Raw genomic sequence first — 17,963 nt, forward strand, 5'->3', positions numbered from 1 at the left:
ACCAGCCGCCGCCCCTCGTCCCGGCGGCGCCACCGCCACTAGGCTCAACCCCCATGGAGATCCTGGGTACTTCCTTGCGGGTGTGTGTCGACGACATCGACGCCGCGATCGGCGTCTATGAGAGGCTGACGGGCAGTCAGGCGCAGCGCTTTGAGCGCGGTGGTGTCTCCGTCGCCGCGGTCGGTGCGTTCCTGCTGATGAGCGGACCGGAGGCGCAGCTGGAGGTACTGCGGAAGGTCACGGCGACCATCGCGGTGAAGGACGTGGACGAGGCGCATGCGGTCCTCACGGAGGTGGGTGCCCAGATCATCGCGGGACCGGTGCCCACACCGGTGGGCCGCAATCTGGTGGCCCGCCACCCCGACGGCTCGGTCTTCGAGTATGTGGACCGCGGCGGCGCCTGACGTTTTTCCCGGATACCTCGCCTTGGCCCGCCCGCCCCGATTTTTCGGGGCGGGCGGGCGGGAAACCACGGGCGCGGGCCCATTGACGGGACATCAGGAGATGTCGAGGATGATCTTTCCGCGCGTGTGGCCTTCCTGGCTCAGCCGGAACGCCTCCGCCGCCTCGGCGAGCGGCAGAACCTTGTCCACGTGCACCGTGAGCTTCCCCGCATCGGCGAGTTCACCGAGCGCGGTCAGGTCCGCCGTACTGGGGCGCACGAAGACGTAGCGGCCGCCCACCTCGGCGACCCCCGCGCCGTCGACGATCGACACGATCCGGGACGTGTCCTTGACCAGCTGTGCGGAGACGGCCACGGCATCCCCGCCCACGAAGTCGAGCGCCGCGTGGACCCTCTCGGGGGCCAGCGCCCGCACCCGGTCCGCAAGCCCCTCCCCGTACGTCACCGGCTCCCCGCCCAGCGAGCGCACGAAGTCGTGGTTGCGCTCGCTCGCCGTGCCGATGACGCGGGCGCCCGCCGCCACGGCGATCTGGACGGCCTGCGAACCGACCCCGCCCGCCGCCGCGTGCACCAGCACGGTCTCGCCCTCCCTGACATCCGCGGCGCGCAGCGACTGGTAAGCGGTGAGCCCGGCCAGCGGAAGACCCGCCGCCTGCTGCCAGCTGAGAGAGGCCGGCTTGCGGGCGAGCGTGCGGACGGGCGCCGGGACCAGCTGGGCGTACGTGCCGTGCTGTACGGTGTCCTGCCGGTTGTACGCGATCACCTCGTCTCCGACCGCGTACTCCGTGACAGCCGCCCCGACGCGTTCCACGACACCGGCCACGTCCCACCCGGGAATGAGCGGGAAGTACACGTACAGGACCGGGTCGAGTGCGCCCGCCGCGATCTTCCAGTCCACGGGATTGACGCCGGCGGCCCTGGCGCGGATGAGGATGCTGTCGGGTCCGACCTTGGGCTCGGGCTGCTCGGTGAGCTGCGGGGTCTGGCCATATGCGCTGATGGTGACTGCCTTCATGCCTGGGCAACGACGGGCGCGGATGCGATCATTCCCCGCGCCCGCCGATTCCGACGGAATGTCACTCCCGCGGCCGCATCCCGAAGTCGTAACGCTCCGGCAGCGGGTGCTCGGTCCGCGCCCGGGCCCGTACCTGCTCGGTGACGGGTCCATTGCCCGCGACCAGCCGCTCGGCGATGGCGAACCAGGTGTCCCCGAGGATCTCATCGCCCTCGCGGAGATCGGCGACCTCGAAGCCCTCGTCGAAGACAGCGCGGGCGGCCCGCGCATCCCCCTCCGCCAGCAGGACCTGGGCCTGAAGCAGCCGGAACCGGCCGAGCGCGCGAACGCCGGCCGGGAGCCCGTCGAGCACGGCACGGGCGTCCGCGGCCCGGCCGGCGGAGAGCAGGGCCGGGATCGCCTCATGGCCGAGCGCGATCAGGACGGCAGGGGAAACGGCGGCGGCCCGGTCTGTCCCGGCGGGCTGGGCGGCACGTCCGCCTGGCCCGGTCTCCGCGCTCGCGTGCGGGCTCGCGGTGCCTGCGGCCGGTGCGTCCGCCGCGGCGGTGGTCGCTTCCCCGGGGCCCGCCGCCAGGCGTACGGCGCGCAGCAGGCGGTCGGCGGCCCGGCTGTGGTGGCCGGACTCGGCATCGGCGACGGCCAGGCAGCGCAGCGCCCACGGCGTCTCGGCCTGGGCCAGGGAGCGTTCCCAGCTGCGGGCCGCCTGGGCGCGGTCGCCCGCGTGCCACTGGGCCACGCCCAGGTGGTAGTCGGCCGACGCGCCCGGCGGGGCGGTCTCCAGTTGTTCGCGCCACGCCGGTCCGACCAGCGAGGTGCCGGGCTCGCTCTCCCGCTCCCGCTGCGGCTCGGGAAGGCGGCCCGTCCGCAGCAGTTCGAGCCACGGCCGCTGCTCCTCCCCCAGCGTCGCCGGGTCGAACGGCGTGCCCGGCAAGTCGTACCCGGCGCGTTCGACTTCCAGCGCGCCCCAGCCGGAGCCCGTCGCCAGGCTCTCCTTCGGCACGGCATCGGCGTACGGCAGCCAGGCCGCGTACGCCGCGTCCACATCCGCGCGCGGCAGCGCGGACTCGAGCCGGGACTCGGTTTCCGCGCGGGCGGCGGCCCAGTCCTCGCCGTGCACCGCCACCGGGTCGGCGGACAGCGGCCCGTACGCCTCGAGCCACGCGAACTCCGCGTCGCCTTCCAGCCGCAGATGCTCCAGCTGCGTACGGGCGAGGCCGGCCTGGATCTCGGCGTAGCCGCCCGTGCCAGGCTCGGTCAGCCACTGCTGCCAGCGCCGGCCGCCCTGGCCCGCTCCCCACAGGAAGAGCTTGCGGCCGCGCAGCAGATCGGTCGACGTCTGGACCAGGCCGTGGCCGTCGGCGTCGAGCGAGGCGATCCAGCGGCGGGCGCCGTCGGGTACTTCGTAGAAGTAGTCGGCCGGATACTCGCTGCGCAGCGGGTAACTGCGGTCGGCACCCTCCCACACGGGGACGGGGACGCGGCGCAGGCTGCGCTCGTAACCGAAGTGCCAGGCCTCGTCGGCCGGGGCCAGGATCCGGGTGCCGGCAACCTCCGGGACGGCGATGTTGGACCACCAGTAGACGGCTACGGGCCGGTCGTGCGGATTGCGGATCCGTACGCCGATGTAGAGGAAGTCAGAGCCGTCGGGCAGCCACAGGTCGACCTGGAACGGGGTGTCGCGCAGCCGCTCCCACTCCCACAGCCGCAGCATCTCTCCGCCGTCGGGGGCGGCTACGCGGGCCGCGTGCAGCGGGGCGCAGGACAGGGTGGTGTGGCCGGTCGCGCCGATGTTCCACTCGATGCCGCCGGAGAACCAGGCGCCGTTCAGCGCGAAGTCGGCCGGCTGGACAACGGGGTTGGTGTAGAGCAGTTCACGGCCGGTCGGCTTGTGGTGGAGGGAGTGGACGCGGCCGCCGAGACCGGGCAGGACGGTGGCGCGGAGCCGGTCGTTCTCGATGACGATCGCGTCCAGGGCGGTGGGGGTGCGGTCGCGCCCGTAACCGTCGCGCACCCGTGCGGGCAGCAGCGAGCGAAGCGGCTCGTAGCCGATCTGCCGGGCCATGTCGGCGGGGAGCGCGGCGCGGGTCTCCTCGTCGATGCGGTGGACGTCGCGGGGTGCCCGTAGCGGGGGCAGCGGGTTGTCGGGGCCTGTCGGGGCGGCGGGAAGGGTCAGGGTGGTACGTCGCACGCTCGTGGCCACAGTGCCTCGCTCGCTTCTACCCGGGCCACCTCAGGCTCGGCGGCCGCCTGTTGACCATGGAACATGGTCTCGGCGCTCCTGAACAGGGCTTCAGTCAGTCAGAATGTGACCCAGCAGGTTGGAGCGTCCGCGCCGAGTCGGCCGGGCGGCCGCGACCAGTTCGCGGGGGATCCGGCGAAGGCGACCGGCGTCCGGGCGTGGCGGAGGCGGCCGAGCGGGCCGGTGCTCTCGGTCAGCCACGCGTCGGCGTCGTACGGCTTGTCCGCCGCCGGTACGCCTGCGGCCGGCTCGCCGATGCCGGACAGCAGCCAGGCCGCGGTGCGGGCGAGGGCGAGCGTGGCGAGCTGTGTGCCGCCGCCGTCCAGCTGCTCGGTGAGGGCGCGCAGTACTGCGGCCGCCAGGAGATAGCCGGTGCCATGGTCCAGTGCCTGTGCGGGCAGGGCCCCGGGGCGGCCGTCCGGGTCCAGCTGACGGTGCCGATGCACACTGTCCGGGTGGCCCGTCGGCTCCGACTCGGTGACGGCGATACCGCTGGCCGCCTGCACCAGGCTGTCGAAGCCGCGCCGCCCTGCCCACGGGCCGTCCGTCCCCCAGGCGCTCACCTGCGCGATGACCAGGCCGGGCCGCCGCTCGGCCAGCGCCTGCGGCGCCAGTCCGTACCGGTCCAGGGCGCCGGGCCGATAACCCGTCACGACGACGTCCGCGCCGGCCAGCAGCTCCTCGAACACCGCCTGCCCGGCCGGAGTGCCGAGGTCGAGGGAGACCGAGCGCTTGCCGAAGCCGGTGTCGCTGTAGAGGTCCGGGCTTTCGGGGAACCGCGGTGGGTCGATCCGCAGCACGTCGGCACCGAGCAGCGCGATCGTACGGGTGGCCACCGGGCCCGCGAGGACCCGGGTGAGGTCCAGGACGCGGACGCCTGCCGCGGGCAACACCGGGCCGCCGTCCGCCGGGAGGGCGGGGAGGGTACGGACGGAGGCGTCCCCGATCCGCTCGCGGGCCACCAGCGGCCGCGCGGCCGCGGCCACGCCCGCCGGGTGGGCCGCCCACTCCTTGGGGCCGCGGACAGCGACCGCGAGTCCGCCCGCCGCGTACACCGTCTCCTCGATCTCCTCGGCCCGGCTCCCGGCCAGTTCGGCGGCGACGTGCTCGGCAAGAGCGGTGTCGTCACCGTGGTCCTGGATGCCGAGGGCGGCGAGCAGCCGGGCGCGGTGGTGCGGATAGTTCGCATGCGTGCGCAGCCAGCCGTCGCCGGTGCGCCAGAAGCGGGAGAGGGGCGCGAAGGTCACCGGCGCGCGCCCGTCCACCCGCAGATGGCGTTCGCTCAGGAAGGCGGTCGCGACCGCGCCGTCGTCGACGGTCACGGCCGGAAGTGCCTCGCCCGTCCTGCGCGCCGCCAGCTCTGCCGCGGCCAGTGAGCAGGCCGCGACGGTGGACCGCGCCAGTGCCATGACGGGCAGCCGCGCCGGCAGGGGTGCGGCCGGTCCGGCATGGCGCCCGACATGGCTGATGCCTGCCGTCAGCCGGGGATCTCCGCCGAGGGCTGCCCAGGCCGTGGCGGTGCCATCTGCGTCCTGTTCCATGGCCGCAGTGTGGCACTCCGTGCCAACCCATGGACAGATCGCCTCCTACGGAGCGAGGGTGCCGCTGGTCACCGGGAGTTCCAGGACGCCGGTGTCCTCGGGTGCGCTGGTGACCGTCACCCCCCGGCTTGATGCCGCTGTTGCCGTAGTACGCGGTGTCGCTCGCGGCGATGACGAAGCGCACGGTGAGTGCGAGCGGTGCTGCGAGTACCGCACTGGCTACGAGGATCAATGGCTTACGGGTTGCGTGCGCACGGGACTTCGTCCTGAACCTCACCCGGAGACCTGCACGCCGATGGACGACGAGACGGACGCACCAACTGGTTGGTCATGACCGTGCCCCATGGTCCGGCCGCCGTTACATCAGTGTCAACAAGGCGTCAGCACTGTTATTCACTGGTCAGTTGCTGTCATTTGGTGAGCTCCAGGGTCGGTACATCTGGCGATTCCAGCCCGAAGGCCTGGGCGTAGAGGGAGAGTTCCGCCTCCAGTGCCCGGATCATCGTGTCCGCTCTGCGGAAGCCGTGCCCCTCACCTTCGAAAGCGATGTAGGCGTGTCCTATGCCCCGGCCGGCCATCTCCGCGAGAAAGCGCTCGCACTGCACGGGCGGGCAGATCACATCGTCCAGCCCCTGCATGAGCAGAAACGGCACCCGGATCCGGTCCGCGTGGTACAGCGGCGAGCGTTCGCGGTAGCGGCTGGGCACCTCGGCCGGCGGGCCGATGAGGCTTTCGAGGTACTGCGACTCGAAGTCATGGGTGCCGTCCGCGGCCCACGCGACCAGGTCCAGGACCGGGTAGATGACGGTGCCGCAGGCGTAGAGGTCGGTGGAGGTGAGGGAGGCCGCGGCTGTCCACCCTCCCGCGCTGCCACCGCGGATGGCGAGCCGGGCCGGATCGGCGGTGCCCTCGTCGGCGAGCGACCGAGCGACGGCCGCACAGTCCTCGACGTCCACCACGCCCCACTGCTCGCGCAGCCGGTTGCGGTACTCCCGGCCGTAGCCCGTCGAGCCGCCGTAGTTGACCTCGGCGACGCCGATGCCCCGGGAGGTGAAGTAGGCGATTTCCAGGTCGAGGACGAGCGGTGCGTGACCGGTCGGACCACCGTGCGCCCACACCACATAGGGCGGGAGGGCATCGCCCGGCGCGATGTGGTCGGGGCTGTGCGGCGGGTAGATATGGGCGTGCACCTCCCGGCCGTCCGGTCCGGCGAAGGTACGGATCTGCGGCTCGGGGTAGAACGCCGGGTCCACGGGGTCATGGTGTTCGGCACCGATCACCCGGGCGTGTCCGCTCGCCGTGTCGAGTTCCACGACCTCATATCCGCTGCGCGGACTGGCGGCGACGCCGACGACGCGGCTGCCGGAGGCCGCGAGGGCCGGGGACCACTCCGTCCACGGGCCTTGTGCGTCGACCAGCTCCCCCGTCTCGGGATCCAGTACCCCGAGCACGCTGGAGCCGCGGCCGTGCAGCACCGCGATCAGCCCGCCGGCCAGCGGGGCGAACCAGCGCTGGCCGATCCTCCACAGCGGACCGGCGAACTCCTCTTCACGAGGGCACAGGGCTGTCATCCGCTCCCTCGCCTCCGGGCGCTCGGCCCCGGTGCCGACCGCGATGCGGTACAGATTCCACCAGCCGCTGCGGTCACTGGCCACCAGCAGGGAGCCGTCCGAGGCCCATTCGGCCTGGGCTACCGACTCCGCCGCGCCTCCGGCGACCGTACGGACATCCGTGAAGCGCCCGTCGGGAGTGACCTCGGCGAGCTTCAGCTCGGTGCCGTCCCAGGGCATCCGCGGATGGTCCCAGGCGATCCAGGCCGCCCTGCGCCCGTCCGGTGACAGCCGCGGGCCGGTGACGAACCGGTGGCTGTCGTCGCTGAGTTCCCGGATGGCTCCGCGGTCCCGCGCGGCCCTCCCATCCAGCGGCACGGCGGCCACCACCCGCCGCACATCGGTGGGCCGCTCCCCCGTGAACTCCTCCAGCACGCACCACGCCTCGCCACGGTCGAGGTGCAGCTGCGGGTCGGCCCAGCGCAGGCCTCCGCCGACCGCCGAGACAGGCGTGAGCGGCCGCGGCTCGGGGGAGCCGGCAGCATCCGGCTCGACGGCGTAGAGCCGCTGGTCGGCGAAGTTCACAAAGACGGCGAGCGGCCCGCCGCGCTCGCGCGCCACAGCGGCCCAAGGCCTGCCACCGTATTCGATGACCCTGCTGCGGACGTTCCAGGGGACCGGCAGCAGCGACTGCTCGGTGCCGTCGGCGAGCCGGCGCACCAGCGCCCGCCGGCCATGCTCGGCGGGCCGGGGCTCGGTCCACCACACCTCGGCGCCGACCGTGCCCACGAACTCGGGCCGGCCGTCGTGGGACGCGGCCAGCGCGGCATCGATCGGTGACCGCCATGCGCCGTACGGGGCCGTTGACACCATTTCCTCACCCCTCCTGCACGGTGCTCGTGCCGACAGTGCCATTACGGGAAGACGTGCTGTGCTGCAAGAAGTGGTCGAGGACGCGGACGCCGAAGTGCAGGGCCTCGGTGGGCACCCGCTCGTCGACACCGTGGAACATCGCCGCGTAGTCGAACCCGGGCGGCAGCTTCAGGGGTGAGAAGCCATAACCGGTGACGCCGAGCCGCGAGAACTGCTTGGCGTCGGTGCCGCCGGCCATGCAGAACGGCACAGTGCGACCGGCTGGATCGAACCGCTCGACGGCCTCGCGCATCGCCCGGAACGTCGGCGAGTCGACCGGCGCCTGCAGCGGCACCTCCCGATGGTGGAACTCCCAGTCCACGTCGGGGCCTGTGAGCCGGTCCAGGGTCTCGCGGAACTCCTCTTCGCCGCCCGGCAGGATCCGGCCGTCGACGAACGCGGTGGCGCTGCCCGGAATCACATTGAGCTTGTAACCAGCCGCCAGCATGGTCGGGTTGGCGCTGTTGCGCACAGTGGGCTCGACGAGCGCGGCGGCGCGCCCCAGCTCGCCGATCAACTCGTCGACCCTGCCCCCGAGATCGTCGGGGGCGATGTCGTCGAGCTTGGCCTCGATGCCATGCAGCGTGGCGAGTTCGGTGAGCGCGGCCCGTACGGTCGGGGTGAGCCGGACCGGCCAGGAGTGCTCCCCGATCCGGGCGACAGCCGCGGCCACCCGGGTCACCGCGTTCGCCCGGTTGACCTTGGAGCCGTGGCCGGCGGTGCCCCGCGCGGTGAGCTTGAGCCAGGCGGTGCCCCGCTCCCCCGCCGCGATCGGATACAGCCGCAGACCGCTCACCGGGTCCTCGGGGTTGGTGTGGAAGGTGAAGGCGCCCGATTCGCTGATGCCTTCCGTACAGCCCTCGAACAGCTCCGGGTGGTGGTCGGCGAGGTAACCGGAGCCGTACGCCGCGCTGTCCTCTTCGTCCGCCGTGAAGGCCAGCACGATGTCCCGCCGCGGCCGGACCCCCGAGCGGGCCCAGGACCGTACGACCGCGAGGATCATCGCGTCCATGTTCTTCATGTCGACGGCGCCGCGGCCCCAGACCACCTCGTCCCGCACCTCACCCGAGAAGGGGTGCACCGTCCAGTCCGCGGGCTCTGCGGGTACGACGTCGAGGTGGCCGTGGACCAGCAGGGCGTCCTCGCCGGGATCCGTACCGGCGATACGCGCCACCACGTTCGTCCGGCCCGGAGCCCGCTCCAGCAGGGTCGGTTCCAGACCGGCCTCGGCCAGCTTCTCGGCGACGTACTCGGCGGCCGGCCGCTCGACGCAGTCCCCGCCGCCCCGGTTGGTGGTGTCGATACGGATCAGATCGGAGGTGAACCGCACCACCTCCGCCAAGGCCTGCTCGTCAGCCATAGCACTCCTCCACCGCGGATGAGACGACGGTCGTGACCGCCTTGAAACTGCGGATGCCCTCATACATGGTGCCGGTGGTATACGAGACGTGGCGCTCACCCGTCTGCTCCACCCCCGGCACGACGGTCGCCGCCCCGGCGAGATGCTCCGCGTCGAACTCGACCTCGATGGTGAACGGGCCGCCTCGCTCCGGCTCGTGCCGCACCGCCAGCGCCGCGGCCTCCTTGGCCGCGGCCCGGATGTCCGCGGCGGTACGGGCCGGGGTACGGCACACCGCGGCGTACCGCGAGACGTAGTCCTTCACCGCGACCGACCGCGCCCCCGGCGCGTATCCGAGCGCGTCCTCGCAGGTACGGTCGTCGCCGGTGATTAGCACCACCGGCACCCCGTACTCGGCCACCACCAGCGCGTTGAGCAGCCCCTCGCTCGCCCGCTTGCCGCCCACCCACACGCCGGTGATGGAGTTGGCGAGATAGGTGTGCGCCAGCACACCTTCCGCGCCGGCGCCGGTGTGGTATCCCACGAATGCGATGCCGTCCACATCGCCGTGTTGTACGCCCTCGACCATGCTGAGCGACTTGTGCCTGCCGGTGAGCATCTGCGCCCGGTCGTCGAGCTGTTCCAGCAGCAGGTTGCGCATGGTCCAGTGCGCCTCGTTGACCAGCACCTCGTCGGCACCGCCGTCGAAGAACCCGGCGATCGCCGCGTTCACATCGGACGTGAACATCGCACGGCAGCGCTGCCACTGCTCGGTGCCCGGCAGTACGTCAGCGGGCCAGGTGACGCCGGTCGCGCCCTCCATGTCCGCGGAGATAAGGATCTTCATGCCTCGTCACGTTACGCGTTCGGAGGGTGGCCGGACAGGCCTGTGGACAACTCGGCATGCCGCGACCAGCCCGGACCTTTGCCGCGCGGGGATGGCCTGGTCAGTCCGGACGGCCCAGGACCAGCCACCGCGCCGGGAGTTCGATCCGCGTGCCGTCCGGCAGGTACTCGGTCTGGGCGAGCGCGGTGTCACCCTGCGCCAGCACCGTCAGTCCCGACTCCTCGAGCAGCCGTGGCACTTCCGCATCGTCGGCCTCGGCCGGCTTCAGGCCATGGTGGAAGACCCTGGCCAGCTTGGGCGGCGGGCCGCCCGGGGCCTGCGCCGCCCGCTGGATCACCGCCTTGGACGCCGATGTCAGCTCCACGACGAAAGCCCGTCCACTCGTCCCGGTCAGGGCTGCGACGGCAGCGGCGACCCGGGACCGGTCCTGCGGCTCGCTCTGATGCATGACGGCCCGCATGTAGACGTTGGCGTCGCCGAGTTCGGCATGCAGCTTCTCCACGCCCTCCTCGTCGGTCAGGCTGAGTTCCCGGAACTCCGCCACGCCCGCCGTGTCGGCGCGGCGCGCGTGCTCGATCGCCGCGTGCGCGAGGTCGACCCCGATCGCTCGGGGGAAGCGGGTGGCGAGGTAGCGGGTCTGGGTGCCGTTCCCGCAGCCCAGGTCAACAACAGGCAGCGAGGTATCGACGTACGGGGCGAACAGCTCCATGTGCGGGATGGCCGTAAAGGCCGGGCCGGAGTCCCATATCGCCTCGCCCGGAGCATCGGAGGTGTCCCTCCAGTAGCTCTCCCAGGACTCCCTGTAGGGCTGCGACACGGTCATGACCACTCCCCAGGACCCGACGAACCGTCACGATCTTCTATCGCCGGTCCGGGTGAGCGGACAAGAGCCTGCCGCGATCCTTCACCTGCTGTTCGAGCGGAGGCGCGATGCCCGCGGCAGCGGCTGCTCGAACCACACCGTCTTGCCCCGCGCCGACGAACTCGTGCCCCACTCCCGCGTCAGCGAGCCGAGCACCCGCAACCCGTGCCCGTACTCCTCCTCGGCCCCCGCCTCGAGCAGCACTGGCAGCGTGTGGTCCTCGTCCGAGACCTCCCACAGCAGCGCGTCCGTGCGCACCACCCGCAGCTCCACCCGCTCCGTACGGGCATGCCGCAACGCGTTGGTCACCACCTCGCTGACCAGCAGTTCGGCGGTGTCCACGGCATCCTCCAGCCGCCAGCCGGCGAGCTGCTCACGCACCACCCGCCGGGCTCGGCCAACCTCCCGAGGGTCGTGGCCGAAACTCCAGGTCGCGACATGCTCGGTCGGGATGCCGTTGAGGCGCGCCATCAGCAGCGCCACATCGTCCTTGCGGCCGCCGCGTGGGTTCAGCGCCCGGATGATGGTGTCGCAGGCGTCGTCCATGGAGGCGGCCGGATGTGCCGCGGACTCGCACAGGGCCGCGAGCCCCGCCCCGATGTCCTGGCCGCGCACCTCCACCAGGCCGTCCGTGCAGAGGATGAGGCGGTCGCCGGGCGCCACAGTGACCTTCGCGGTCCCGAAGGGAACTCCGCCCACCCCGATCGGTGCGCCGGTCGGCAGCTCCAGCAGCTCGCTGCGGCCGTCCTCCGCCCGTACGAGCACGGGCGGGATGTGCCCGGCGTTGGAAATGAGCAGCTCAGAGCGGATTGGGTCGTAGACGGCGTACACGCAGGTGGCGAGGTAGTGCTCGCCGAGGCGCCGCGCGAGGTCATCCAGGTTGCGCAGGAGCTGTGCCGGCGGCAGATCGAGCGCGGCCATGGTCTGCACGGCCGTCCGCAGCTGCCCCATCATCGCTGCCGAGTTGAGGCCGTGGCCCATGACGTCACCGACGACGAGAGCAGTGCGCGAGCCGGGCAGCTTGATGGTGTCGAACCAGTCGCCGCCCACCCGTCCGAGCCGTGTTCCCGGCAGATAGCGGGTGGTGGTGTCGCAGCCCGCAATGCGCGGGGTGACCTGCGGCAGCATGCTGTCCTGGAGCGTGTCGGCGACGTTCTCCTGGTGCGTGTACATGCGGGCGTTGTCGAGTACGAGGCCGGCGCGCGCGGCGAGTTCCGCGCCGGTCGCACGGTCCATGTCGTTGAACGGCTCACGCTCCGCCCTGCGCAGCAGCACCATGAAGCCCAGCACCACGTTGCGCGCCTTGAGCGGCACGATCAGGATCGACCGGCCGTTGATCAGCGGCCGCAGGTCCCGTTTCTCGAACTGGCCGGAGATCCGGTCGCCCAGCTTCTCGCTGATCCGTGGGATGAGCACCGGCGAACCGGTGACCATGCACTGGAAGAACGGCGTGTGCTCCGGGAAGGCGATGGCCTCCCCGACCGGCACCGTGTCGTCCCAGCGGCCCGGTTCGTCGTTGTGCTCCACCCATACGCGGTGCCACACGGTGGTGACGTCCGGCACGCCGTCGGGGAAGCCCTCACCGGCCAGCACCTGGGCGCGCAGATGTGTGCCGGCGAAGTCGGCGAAGCGCGGTACGGCCGCGCTGGTGACCTCACGGATTGTCTGCTCCAGGTCGAGGGAGGAGCCGATGCCGCTGCTGACCTCATTGAGGAACTCAAGGCGCTCGCGTACGGCGGCGTACTCCAAGTCCTGCTCGGCCGGGGGCGGTGCGGCGCTCTCACCGGCGGGGCGCGCGCCTGCCCGCGCACGGCGCTCGGCCCGCCGGGGCACGCCCCAGTCGGGGGTGACGGGCACCCGGTCGTGCCGGCTGAACTCCAGCACCGGGTAGCCGAGTTCGAGTACCTGCGAGACGATCCGGTTGCTCTCGCCGACACTCATGCTGGGGAGGATCTCCGGCAGCTTCCGGGCCAGCTCCTCCGCGCCGGGGAACTCGGTGTGCAGGGCGAAGCCCGGCGTGATGCGGTCGCCGGGGCCGCTCCCGGCGCCGCCCGGTCCGTCGGGGCCGGGGAACTGACCGGCGTCGGCGGCGAGCACGAGCAGCCGTTCGGGGCCCGGCCCGACGAGCGGGTACGCCCACCACAGGACGTCGAGCGGCCTGCGGGACGCGGTGCCGCCGGGGTCGGCGATCCGGGCGCGGCCCGCCGCGGGGTAGACAGCCTCACCGGCGAGCGAGGCGTCGAGGTCGGAGCCGAACTCCTCGCCGTGCTCGTAGGGCCCGTCGGCTCCGTGGTCGGCGAGGGCTCCGGACACCGGCAGGAGATCGACCGCGGACGTCCCCACGGCCTCTTCCCGGGTCCTGCCGAAGAGCCTGCGCGCACCGGAACTCCAGTGGGAGACCAGGCCGCCCACATCCACGACGACGACCGCGAGTGGGATCCTGCCGGTTACGGCGCCCTGCCGCGGAAGCCGGAGCGGATTGCCACTGCCCATGGTGGGGGGCTCCTTCCCTGCCACAAGATCTGCGGCACCGTCACCACGGTAGGGCCCGTGCGGGGTGTCGCGCGGGTCAACCGCTGAAGAGGTCATACGACCGGCAACCCGGTGCCGCTGGGCGCCGGGGCGCGCTGACCGGGGTGCCCGCGGGGCGGTTCGCCGCGCGCCGCGGCGCGCGCGGCCACCGGTGGCCCCTGACGCAGACGTCAGCGGCCGCAGCACTGTCATGGCGCGGGCGCGTACGGCGCCCGCCGCAGTCGCGTGAGCTGCCGGTGCGCGCCGTTCAGTCTTCGTGCCCCAGCTGCAGGTCGCGTTCCGTGCGGCCGCCTCCGGCGACCTGCAGGACGGTGGCCACGGGCGGGTACCCGGCAGCGATCACGGTGTACTCGCCCGCCGACAGGTCGACGAACCGGAACGCCCCCTCCGCCTCCGTGGTGAGGGTGTCCACCACATTGCCCGCAGCGTCGAGCAGCGTGACCCGCGCATCCTCGACGGGCCGTCCGCCGGGGGCCCGTACGGTGCCGCGCAGCACCGCGCCTCCCGCCAGTTCGATGTCCTGGCGGGTCTCGCGCGAGGCCTGGACGGTCACCGGCAGGGCAGCCGGCCGGAAGACGGGAGCGCTGGAGGCGAGGGTGTACTCCCCGGCCACCAGGTCCGTGATGGCGTAGCCGCCGTCGCGTCCACTGCGGGTCGTGGCAACGACCTCGCCGCGTACGCCGGTCAGGGTGACCGTCGCGTCCCGTACGGGAGTTCCGTCCGCGGTGTGGACGGTGCCGGTGAGCCGGCCGGCGCCACCGAGGACGACGTCGAGCTCGACGGGCCGTTCGCCGACCGTGACGCTCACGGCCTGCGGCTGGTGTCCGCCGGCGGCGGCGATGAGCACGTACGCGCCCGCACCCGGCGTGCTCAGGGCGTAGCGCCCGTCCTCCCCGGACGCTCCGCGTCCGATCTGCCGGCCCGAGATGTCGATCAGGGTGAGCGCCGCCCGCGGGACGGTGGTTCCGTCGTGGTGCTGGACCGTGCCGCAGACCGGCACCCCGGCGGGCGCCCCGGCGGCCATGCCCATGGTGGGGGACGCGCCGCGCGCGGACGGGATGGTGGAGGTCTCGGCGGTGGCGCCGTGGGCGTTGTAGGACACCAGGGGTTTCTCCTTCAGCAGGAAGGCCAGCAGGAGGCCGAGCAGCAGCACCGGCACGAGATAGAGGAAGATGCGCGGCATGGCGTCGGCGTAGGCGCGGATGTAACCGTCGCGCAGGGCCGCGTCCATCGTGTACACCAGCTGCGGAGTGATCGACTCCGGCTCGGGCAGGTGGGCGCCGGCGGGGAGTTCGGCCGCGAGGCTGCGGCCCAGCCGATGGGCGAACACGGTCCCGAAGACCGCCGCGCCGACCGAACCCCCGATCTGCCGGAAGTAGTTGTTGGCGCTGGTGGCCACGCCCAGGTCGGCCGGGGGTACGGAGTTCTGGACCGCCAGGACGAGGACGGGCATGACGAGCCCGATGCCGACGCCGAGGACGGCCATCGCCACGCTGTACTCCAGGCGTGTGGTGCCGACTTCGAGCCGGGACAGCAGCCACATGCCGACGGCCGCCACCGCACATCCGACCAGCGGATAGATCTTGTAGCGGCCGGTGTGGCTGATCAGCCGGCCGCTGGCGATGGAGGCGAGGACGATGCCGCCCATCATGGGCAGCATCAGCAGCCCGGACTCGGTGGCGCTCGCGCCGTTGACCATCTGCAGGAAGGTCGGCAGATAGCTGGCGGCGCCGAACAGCGCGACGCCGACGACCGCGCCGACCAGTCCGGTGACGGTGAACACGGAGTCGCGGAAGAGCCGCAGCGGAAGGATGGGGTCGACGGCGAAGCACTCGACGAGGAGGAACAGGAGAGTGGCCGCGAGGGCTCCCGCGCCGAGCCCGAGGATCGTCCGCGAGGTCCACGCGTACTCGGTGCCGCCCCAACTGGTCAGCAGGACCAGGCAGGTGGAGGCGGCGGCGAGGAGGAGAGCCCCGAGGATGTCGAGGCGGGGCCTCGCGCCCGGTTTGGGCAGCTTGAGGACGAGCGCGACGACGAGCAGGGTGATCAGGCCGAACGGGACGTTGATGTAGAAGCACCACCGCCAGGAGGCGTGGTCGGTGAAGAACCCGCCGATCAGCGGGCCCGCGACGGAGGCGAGTCCGAATGCCGCACCGATCAGCCCCATGGAGCGGCCGCGTTCGCGGGGCGGGACGATGTCGGCGATGATCGCCTGGACGCCGATCATGAGTCCACCGCCGCCGACGCCCTGCAGGGCGCGGAAGGCGATCATCTCGTTCATGGTCCGGGACCAGCCGGTCAGCGCCGAGCCGATGACGAAGACGGCGATGGCGAAGAGGAAGACACCTTTGCGGCCGAGGAGGTCGCCGAGTTTGCCGTAGATCGGCAGGCCGATGGTGGCAGCGAGGAGGTACGAGGTCACGGCCCAGGACATCCGGTCCAGTCCGTGCAGCTCGCCGACGACCTTGGGCAGCGCCGTGGAGACGATCGTCTGGTCGAGCGCCGCGAGCAGGAGGGCGAGCGTCAGGCCGAACATCGTCAGGCGCAGCCGGGCGGGCCCGAGAGTGAACGCGTCGTCAGTCTGCGGACGAGTGGGGCTTCCGGTGTTGTGCGCGTAGGCGCGGGAGGAACCAGTCTGCTCCGGGGGTGGGTTGGTGTCCGGCGCCGACCGAGCTGGTGGTGTCGCCGCCTTCACGGCGGCGCGGGTGGAAGTCAACGTGCCCGTACCGGTGCTGTCGGCAGATCCGGCCGTTCCCGCCAGGGGCGAGCCGCACGGTGTGGCCACATCAGCTCAAGATTCCGGTGGTTCACGGCCGAGAGGTCGGCCTCGATGGTCCCGCCCACGTCCTGCTCCCGTCATCAATCCCTGTCGCACCGCCCAATTCCTTGCATTGGACGACAACAGCGATCAAGCGCGACGATTCACCGCGAGGAGTGCGCGGGCGGGCCACCAACCACCAAGCGAAGAGCACCTTTCGGGCGCTCATCAGGGGCTTTCGCACGGCCCTGACGAACCCCCGCGTACGCGGGCGCAGTTCGGGAAACCACTCGATCCGGTGAGCATCCCGGAGCCCGCGGGCGTTTACTTCTTCTCCACCTCGGCGGCGAGCTTGGCGAGCACGGCGTCGTAGATGCGTCCGAGCCCCTTGGGGGCGAAGGTCCTCTCGAAGAAGCCGCCGATGCCGCTCGCGCCCTGCCAGACGGTGGTGACGACGACCTTCGACCTGCCCTCGCCGGCCGGGGTGACGGTCCAGGTGGTGACCATGGAGGAGTTGCGGTCCTTTTCCATCAGCTGCCCGGGGGTCGGCTCGGTCACCTCGAGCAGGCAGTCCCGGACCCGCTTGCTGGTCGCCTGGAGCTTCCAGTGCACCAGCGTGCCCTTGCCGTCGCCGCCCTCGCGCACCTCGTACTCGCTGAAGTGCTCGGGCAGAAGCCTGGCGCGGGTCCCGGAGTAGTCGGCGAGCGCGTCGAACACCGTCTCGGGGTCTGCCGCGACGATCCGCTCTGTCGTCGCCTCAACCTGCGCCATCTCGTACGTCCTTCCCATCGGCTCGCTGAGTGCTCTTGTACGCGCCCAGCCAACCACCGGCGGCGGTCACGCCCAAATCGGGCGCCCGCCTGGCGGGATTCGAATGAATGTTCTAGCGTGAGGGCGTGAACGGAAGGGAGGCGTCATGCGCTGGGAGGGGCTGAGCCAGGACGCGGCCACGGCGACGCCGGCACTCTTCGGCACCGATGTGGTGACCCGTACCTTCGACACCCCGGAATTCCGCGGGATCACCTTTCACGAGGTCCGGGCGCGGTCGATCGTGAACCGGGTGCCGGGGGCCTCGCGGATGCCGTTCGAGTGGACGATCAACCCCTATCGGGGATGCACGCACGCGTGCGTGTACTGCTTCGCCCGCAAGACGCACAGCTATCTCGATCTGGACACCGGCCTCGGCTTCGACTCCCAGATCGTCGTCAAGGTCAACGCCCCTGAGCTGCTGCGCCGCGAGCTGGCCTCCCGGCGCTGGCAGGGCGACCACATCGCGATGGGCACGAACGTCGACTGCTACCAGCGGGCCGAGGGCCGATACCAATTGATGCCGGGCATCATCGCGGCCCTGCGCGACTACGCCAATCCGTTCTCGATCCTCACCAAGGGCACACTGATCCTGCGCGACCTGGAACTGCTACGGCAGGCGGCCGCGGTGACGGAGGTCGGTACATCCGTCTCGGTGGGCTTCCTCGACCGCGAGCTCTGGCGCACCGTCGAACCGGGTACGCCGGCCCCCGACCGCCGCCTGGACGTCTGCCGCACCCTGAACGACAACGGCATTCCGTGCGCGGTCCTGATGGCGCCGGTCATTCCGTTCCTTTCGGACTCGCCGGAGCAGCTGCGCGCGACGGTCCGGGCCATCGCGGCGGCCGGGGCGACCTCGGTGACGCCGCTCGTCCTCCATCTACGGCCGGGGGCGCGCGAGTGGTTCATGGCCTGGCTGGCCGAGCACCATCCGTATCTGGTGGAGCGTTACGAGACGATGTATGCGGGTGGGGCATATGCCCCAAAGTGGTATCAGCGGCAAATTACGCGCCAAGTGCATGAGTTCGCGGCGCAGGCCGGGATCGGGCCGTCCCGTGCGGGGAGCGCGCGCCGCATCTCGCCACCGGAGCCGCCCGCCGGGGAACCGGCGGCCGCCCCCGCACCGGAGCAGCTGACGCTGCTTTGAGGCACGCCCCG

At 71.8% G+C, this 17,963-nt stretch carries 12 protein-coding genes; 2 read left to right on the forward strand and 10 right to left on the reverse strand.

Annotated elements, in window-relative coordinates; translation table 11 throughout:
• Nucleotides 1-53: 53 nt before the first annotated feature.
• The gene (locus ACY34J_RS10970) at nt 54-404 is read left to right on the forward strand and encodes a VOC family protein (RefSeq protein WP_462726288.1); all 351 of its coding nucleotides are present in this window, start codon (nt 54-56) and stop codon (nt 402-404) included.
• A gap of 93 nt (nt 405-497) precedes the next feature.
• On the opposite strand, the gene ACY34J_RS10975 is transcribed toward ACY34J_RS10970, so the two are convergent.
• The 10 genes from ACY34J_RS10975 to ACY34J_RS11020 form a co-directional block, all read right to left on the reverse strand.
• A complete protein-coding gene (locus ACY34J_RS10975) occupies nt 498-1,418 on the reverse strand; it encodes an NADP-dependent oxidoreductase (RefSeq protein WP_462726289.1) in 921 nt (306 codons plus the stop codon).
• Between the two features lie 61 nt (nt 1,419-1,479).
• A complete protein-coding gene (locus ACY34J_RS10980) occupies nt 1,480-3,606 on the reverse strand; it encodes a DUF5107 domain-containing protein (RefSeq protein ID WP_462726290.1) in 2,127 nt (708 codons plus the stop codon).
• 110 nt (nt 3,607-3,716) lie between these two features.
• On the reverse strand, nt 3,717-5,198 hold the full coding sequence (locus ACY34J_RS10985; protein WP_462726291.1) for a CoA transferase: 1,482 nt from the start codon (nt 5,196-5,198) through the stop codon (nt 3,717-3,719).
• 410 nt (nt 5,199-5,608) lie between these two features.
• Nucleotides 5,609-7,621, reverse strand: a complete 2,013-nt coding sequence (locus tag ACY34J_RS10990; protein WP_462726292.1) for a S9 family peptidase — start codon at nt 7,619-7,621, stop codon at nt 5,609-5,611.
• 4 nt (nt 7,622-7,625) lie between these two features.
• Nucleotides 7,626-9,020 carry a M20/M25/M40 family metallo-hydrolase gene (locus tag ACY34J_RS10995; RefSeq protein ID WP_462726293.1) on the reverse strand — a complete coding sequence of 465 codons (1,395 nt, stop codon included), beginning with the start codon at nt 9,018-9,020 and terminating at the stop codon, nt 7,626-7,628.
• Complete coding sequence (locus tag ACY34J_RS11000) at nt 9,013-9,846, reverse strand: M55 family metallopeptidase (protein WP_462726294.1); 834 nt, start codon at nt 9,844-9,846, stop codon at nt 9,013-9,015. Before ACY34J_RS11000 ends, ACY34J_RS10995 begins: the two co-directional genes overlap by 8 nt.
• Nucleotides 9,847-9,946: 100 nt before the next feature.
• The gene (locus ACY34J_RS11005; protein WP_462726295.1) at nt 9,947-10,669 is read right to left on the reverse strand and encodes a class I SAM-dependent methyltransferase; all 723 of its coding nucleotides are present in this window, start codon (nt 10,667-10,669) and stop codon (nt 9,947-9,949) included.
• 81 nt (nt 10,670-10,750) lie between these two features.
• Nucleotides 10,751-13,201: an ATP-binding SpoIIE family protein phosphatase gene (locus tag ACY34J_RS11010; RefSeq protein ID WP_462726296.1), complete on the reverse strand. Its 2,451-nt coding sequence runs from the start codon at nt 13,199-13,201 to the stop codon at nt 10,751-10,753.
• A 286-nt stretch (nt 13,202-13,487) separates the two neighbouring features.
• Nucleotides 13,488-15,956 carry an MFS transporter gene (locus ACY34J_RS11015; protein ID WP_462726297.1) on the reverse strand — a complete coding sequence of 823 codons (2,469 nt, stop codon included), beginning with the start codon at nt 15,954-15,956 and terminating at the stop codon, nt 13,488-13,490.
• 366 nt (nt 15,957-16,322) lie between these two features.
• A complete protein-coding gene (locus tag ACY34J_RS11020; protein ID WP_462726298.1) occupies nt 16,323-16,769 on the reverse strand; it encodes an SRPBCC family protein in 447 nt (148 codons plus the stop codon).
• A gap of 145 nt (nt 16,770-16,914) precedes the next feature.
• Here ACY34J_RS11020 and ACY34J_RS11025 point away from each other — a divergent pair, with 145 nt between their 5' ends.
• Nucleotides 16,915-17,952 carry an Rv2578c family radical SAM protein gene (locus ACY34J_RS11025; protein ID WP_462726299.1) on the forward strand — a complete coding sequence of 346 codons (1,038 nt, stop codon included), beginning with the start codon at nt 16,915-16,917 and terminating at the stop codon, nt 17,950-17,952.
• Nucleotides 17,953-17,963: the final 11 nt, after the last annotated feature.

Source organism: Streptomyces sp. HSS9-12, assembly GCF_054963655.1.

Coding starts and splice junctions, on each gene's coding strand:
- ACY34J_RS11010 (WP_462726296.1), bottom strand. CDS start 13,201: ATGGGCAGTGGCAATCCGCTCCGGCTTCCGCGGCAGGGCGCCGTAACC.
- ACY34J_RS10995 (WP_462726293.1), bottom strand. CDS start 9,020: ATGGCTGACGAGCAGGCCTTGGCGGAGGTGGTGCGGTTCACCTCCGAT.
- ACY34J_RS10975 (WP_462726289.1), bottom strand. CDS start 1,418: ATGAAGGCAGTCACCATCAGCGCATATGGCCAGACCCCGCAGCTCACC.
- ACY34J_RS11005 (WP_462726295.1), bottom strand. CDS start 10,669: ATGACCGTGTCGCAGCCCTACAGGGAGTCCTGGGAGAGCTACTGGAGG.
- ACY34J_RS10970 (WP_462726288.1), top strand. CDS start 54: ATGGAGATCCTGGGTACTTCCTTGCGGGTGTGTGTCGACGACATCGAC.
- ACY34J_RS11020 (WP_462726298.1), bottom strand. CDS start 16,769: ATGGCGCAGGTTGAGGCGACGACAGAGCGGATCGTCGCGGCAGACCCC.
- ACY34J_RS11025 (WP_462726299.1), top strand. CDS start 16,915: ATGCGCTGGGAGGGGCTGAGCCAGGACGCGGCCACGGCGACGCCGGCA.
- ACY34J_RS10985 (WP_462726291.1), bottom strand. CDS start 5,198: ATGGAACAGGACGCAGATGGCACCGCCACGGCCTGGGCAGCCCTCGGC.
- ACY34J_RS11000 (WP_462726294.1), bottom strand. CDS start 9,846: ATGAAGATCCTTATCTCCGCGGACATGGAGGGCGCGACCGGCGTCACC.
- ACY34J_RS10990 (WP_462726292.1), bottom strand. CDS start 7,621: ATGGTGTCAACGGCCCCGTACGGCGCATGGCGGTCACCGATCGATGCC.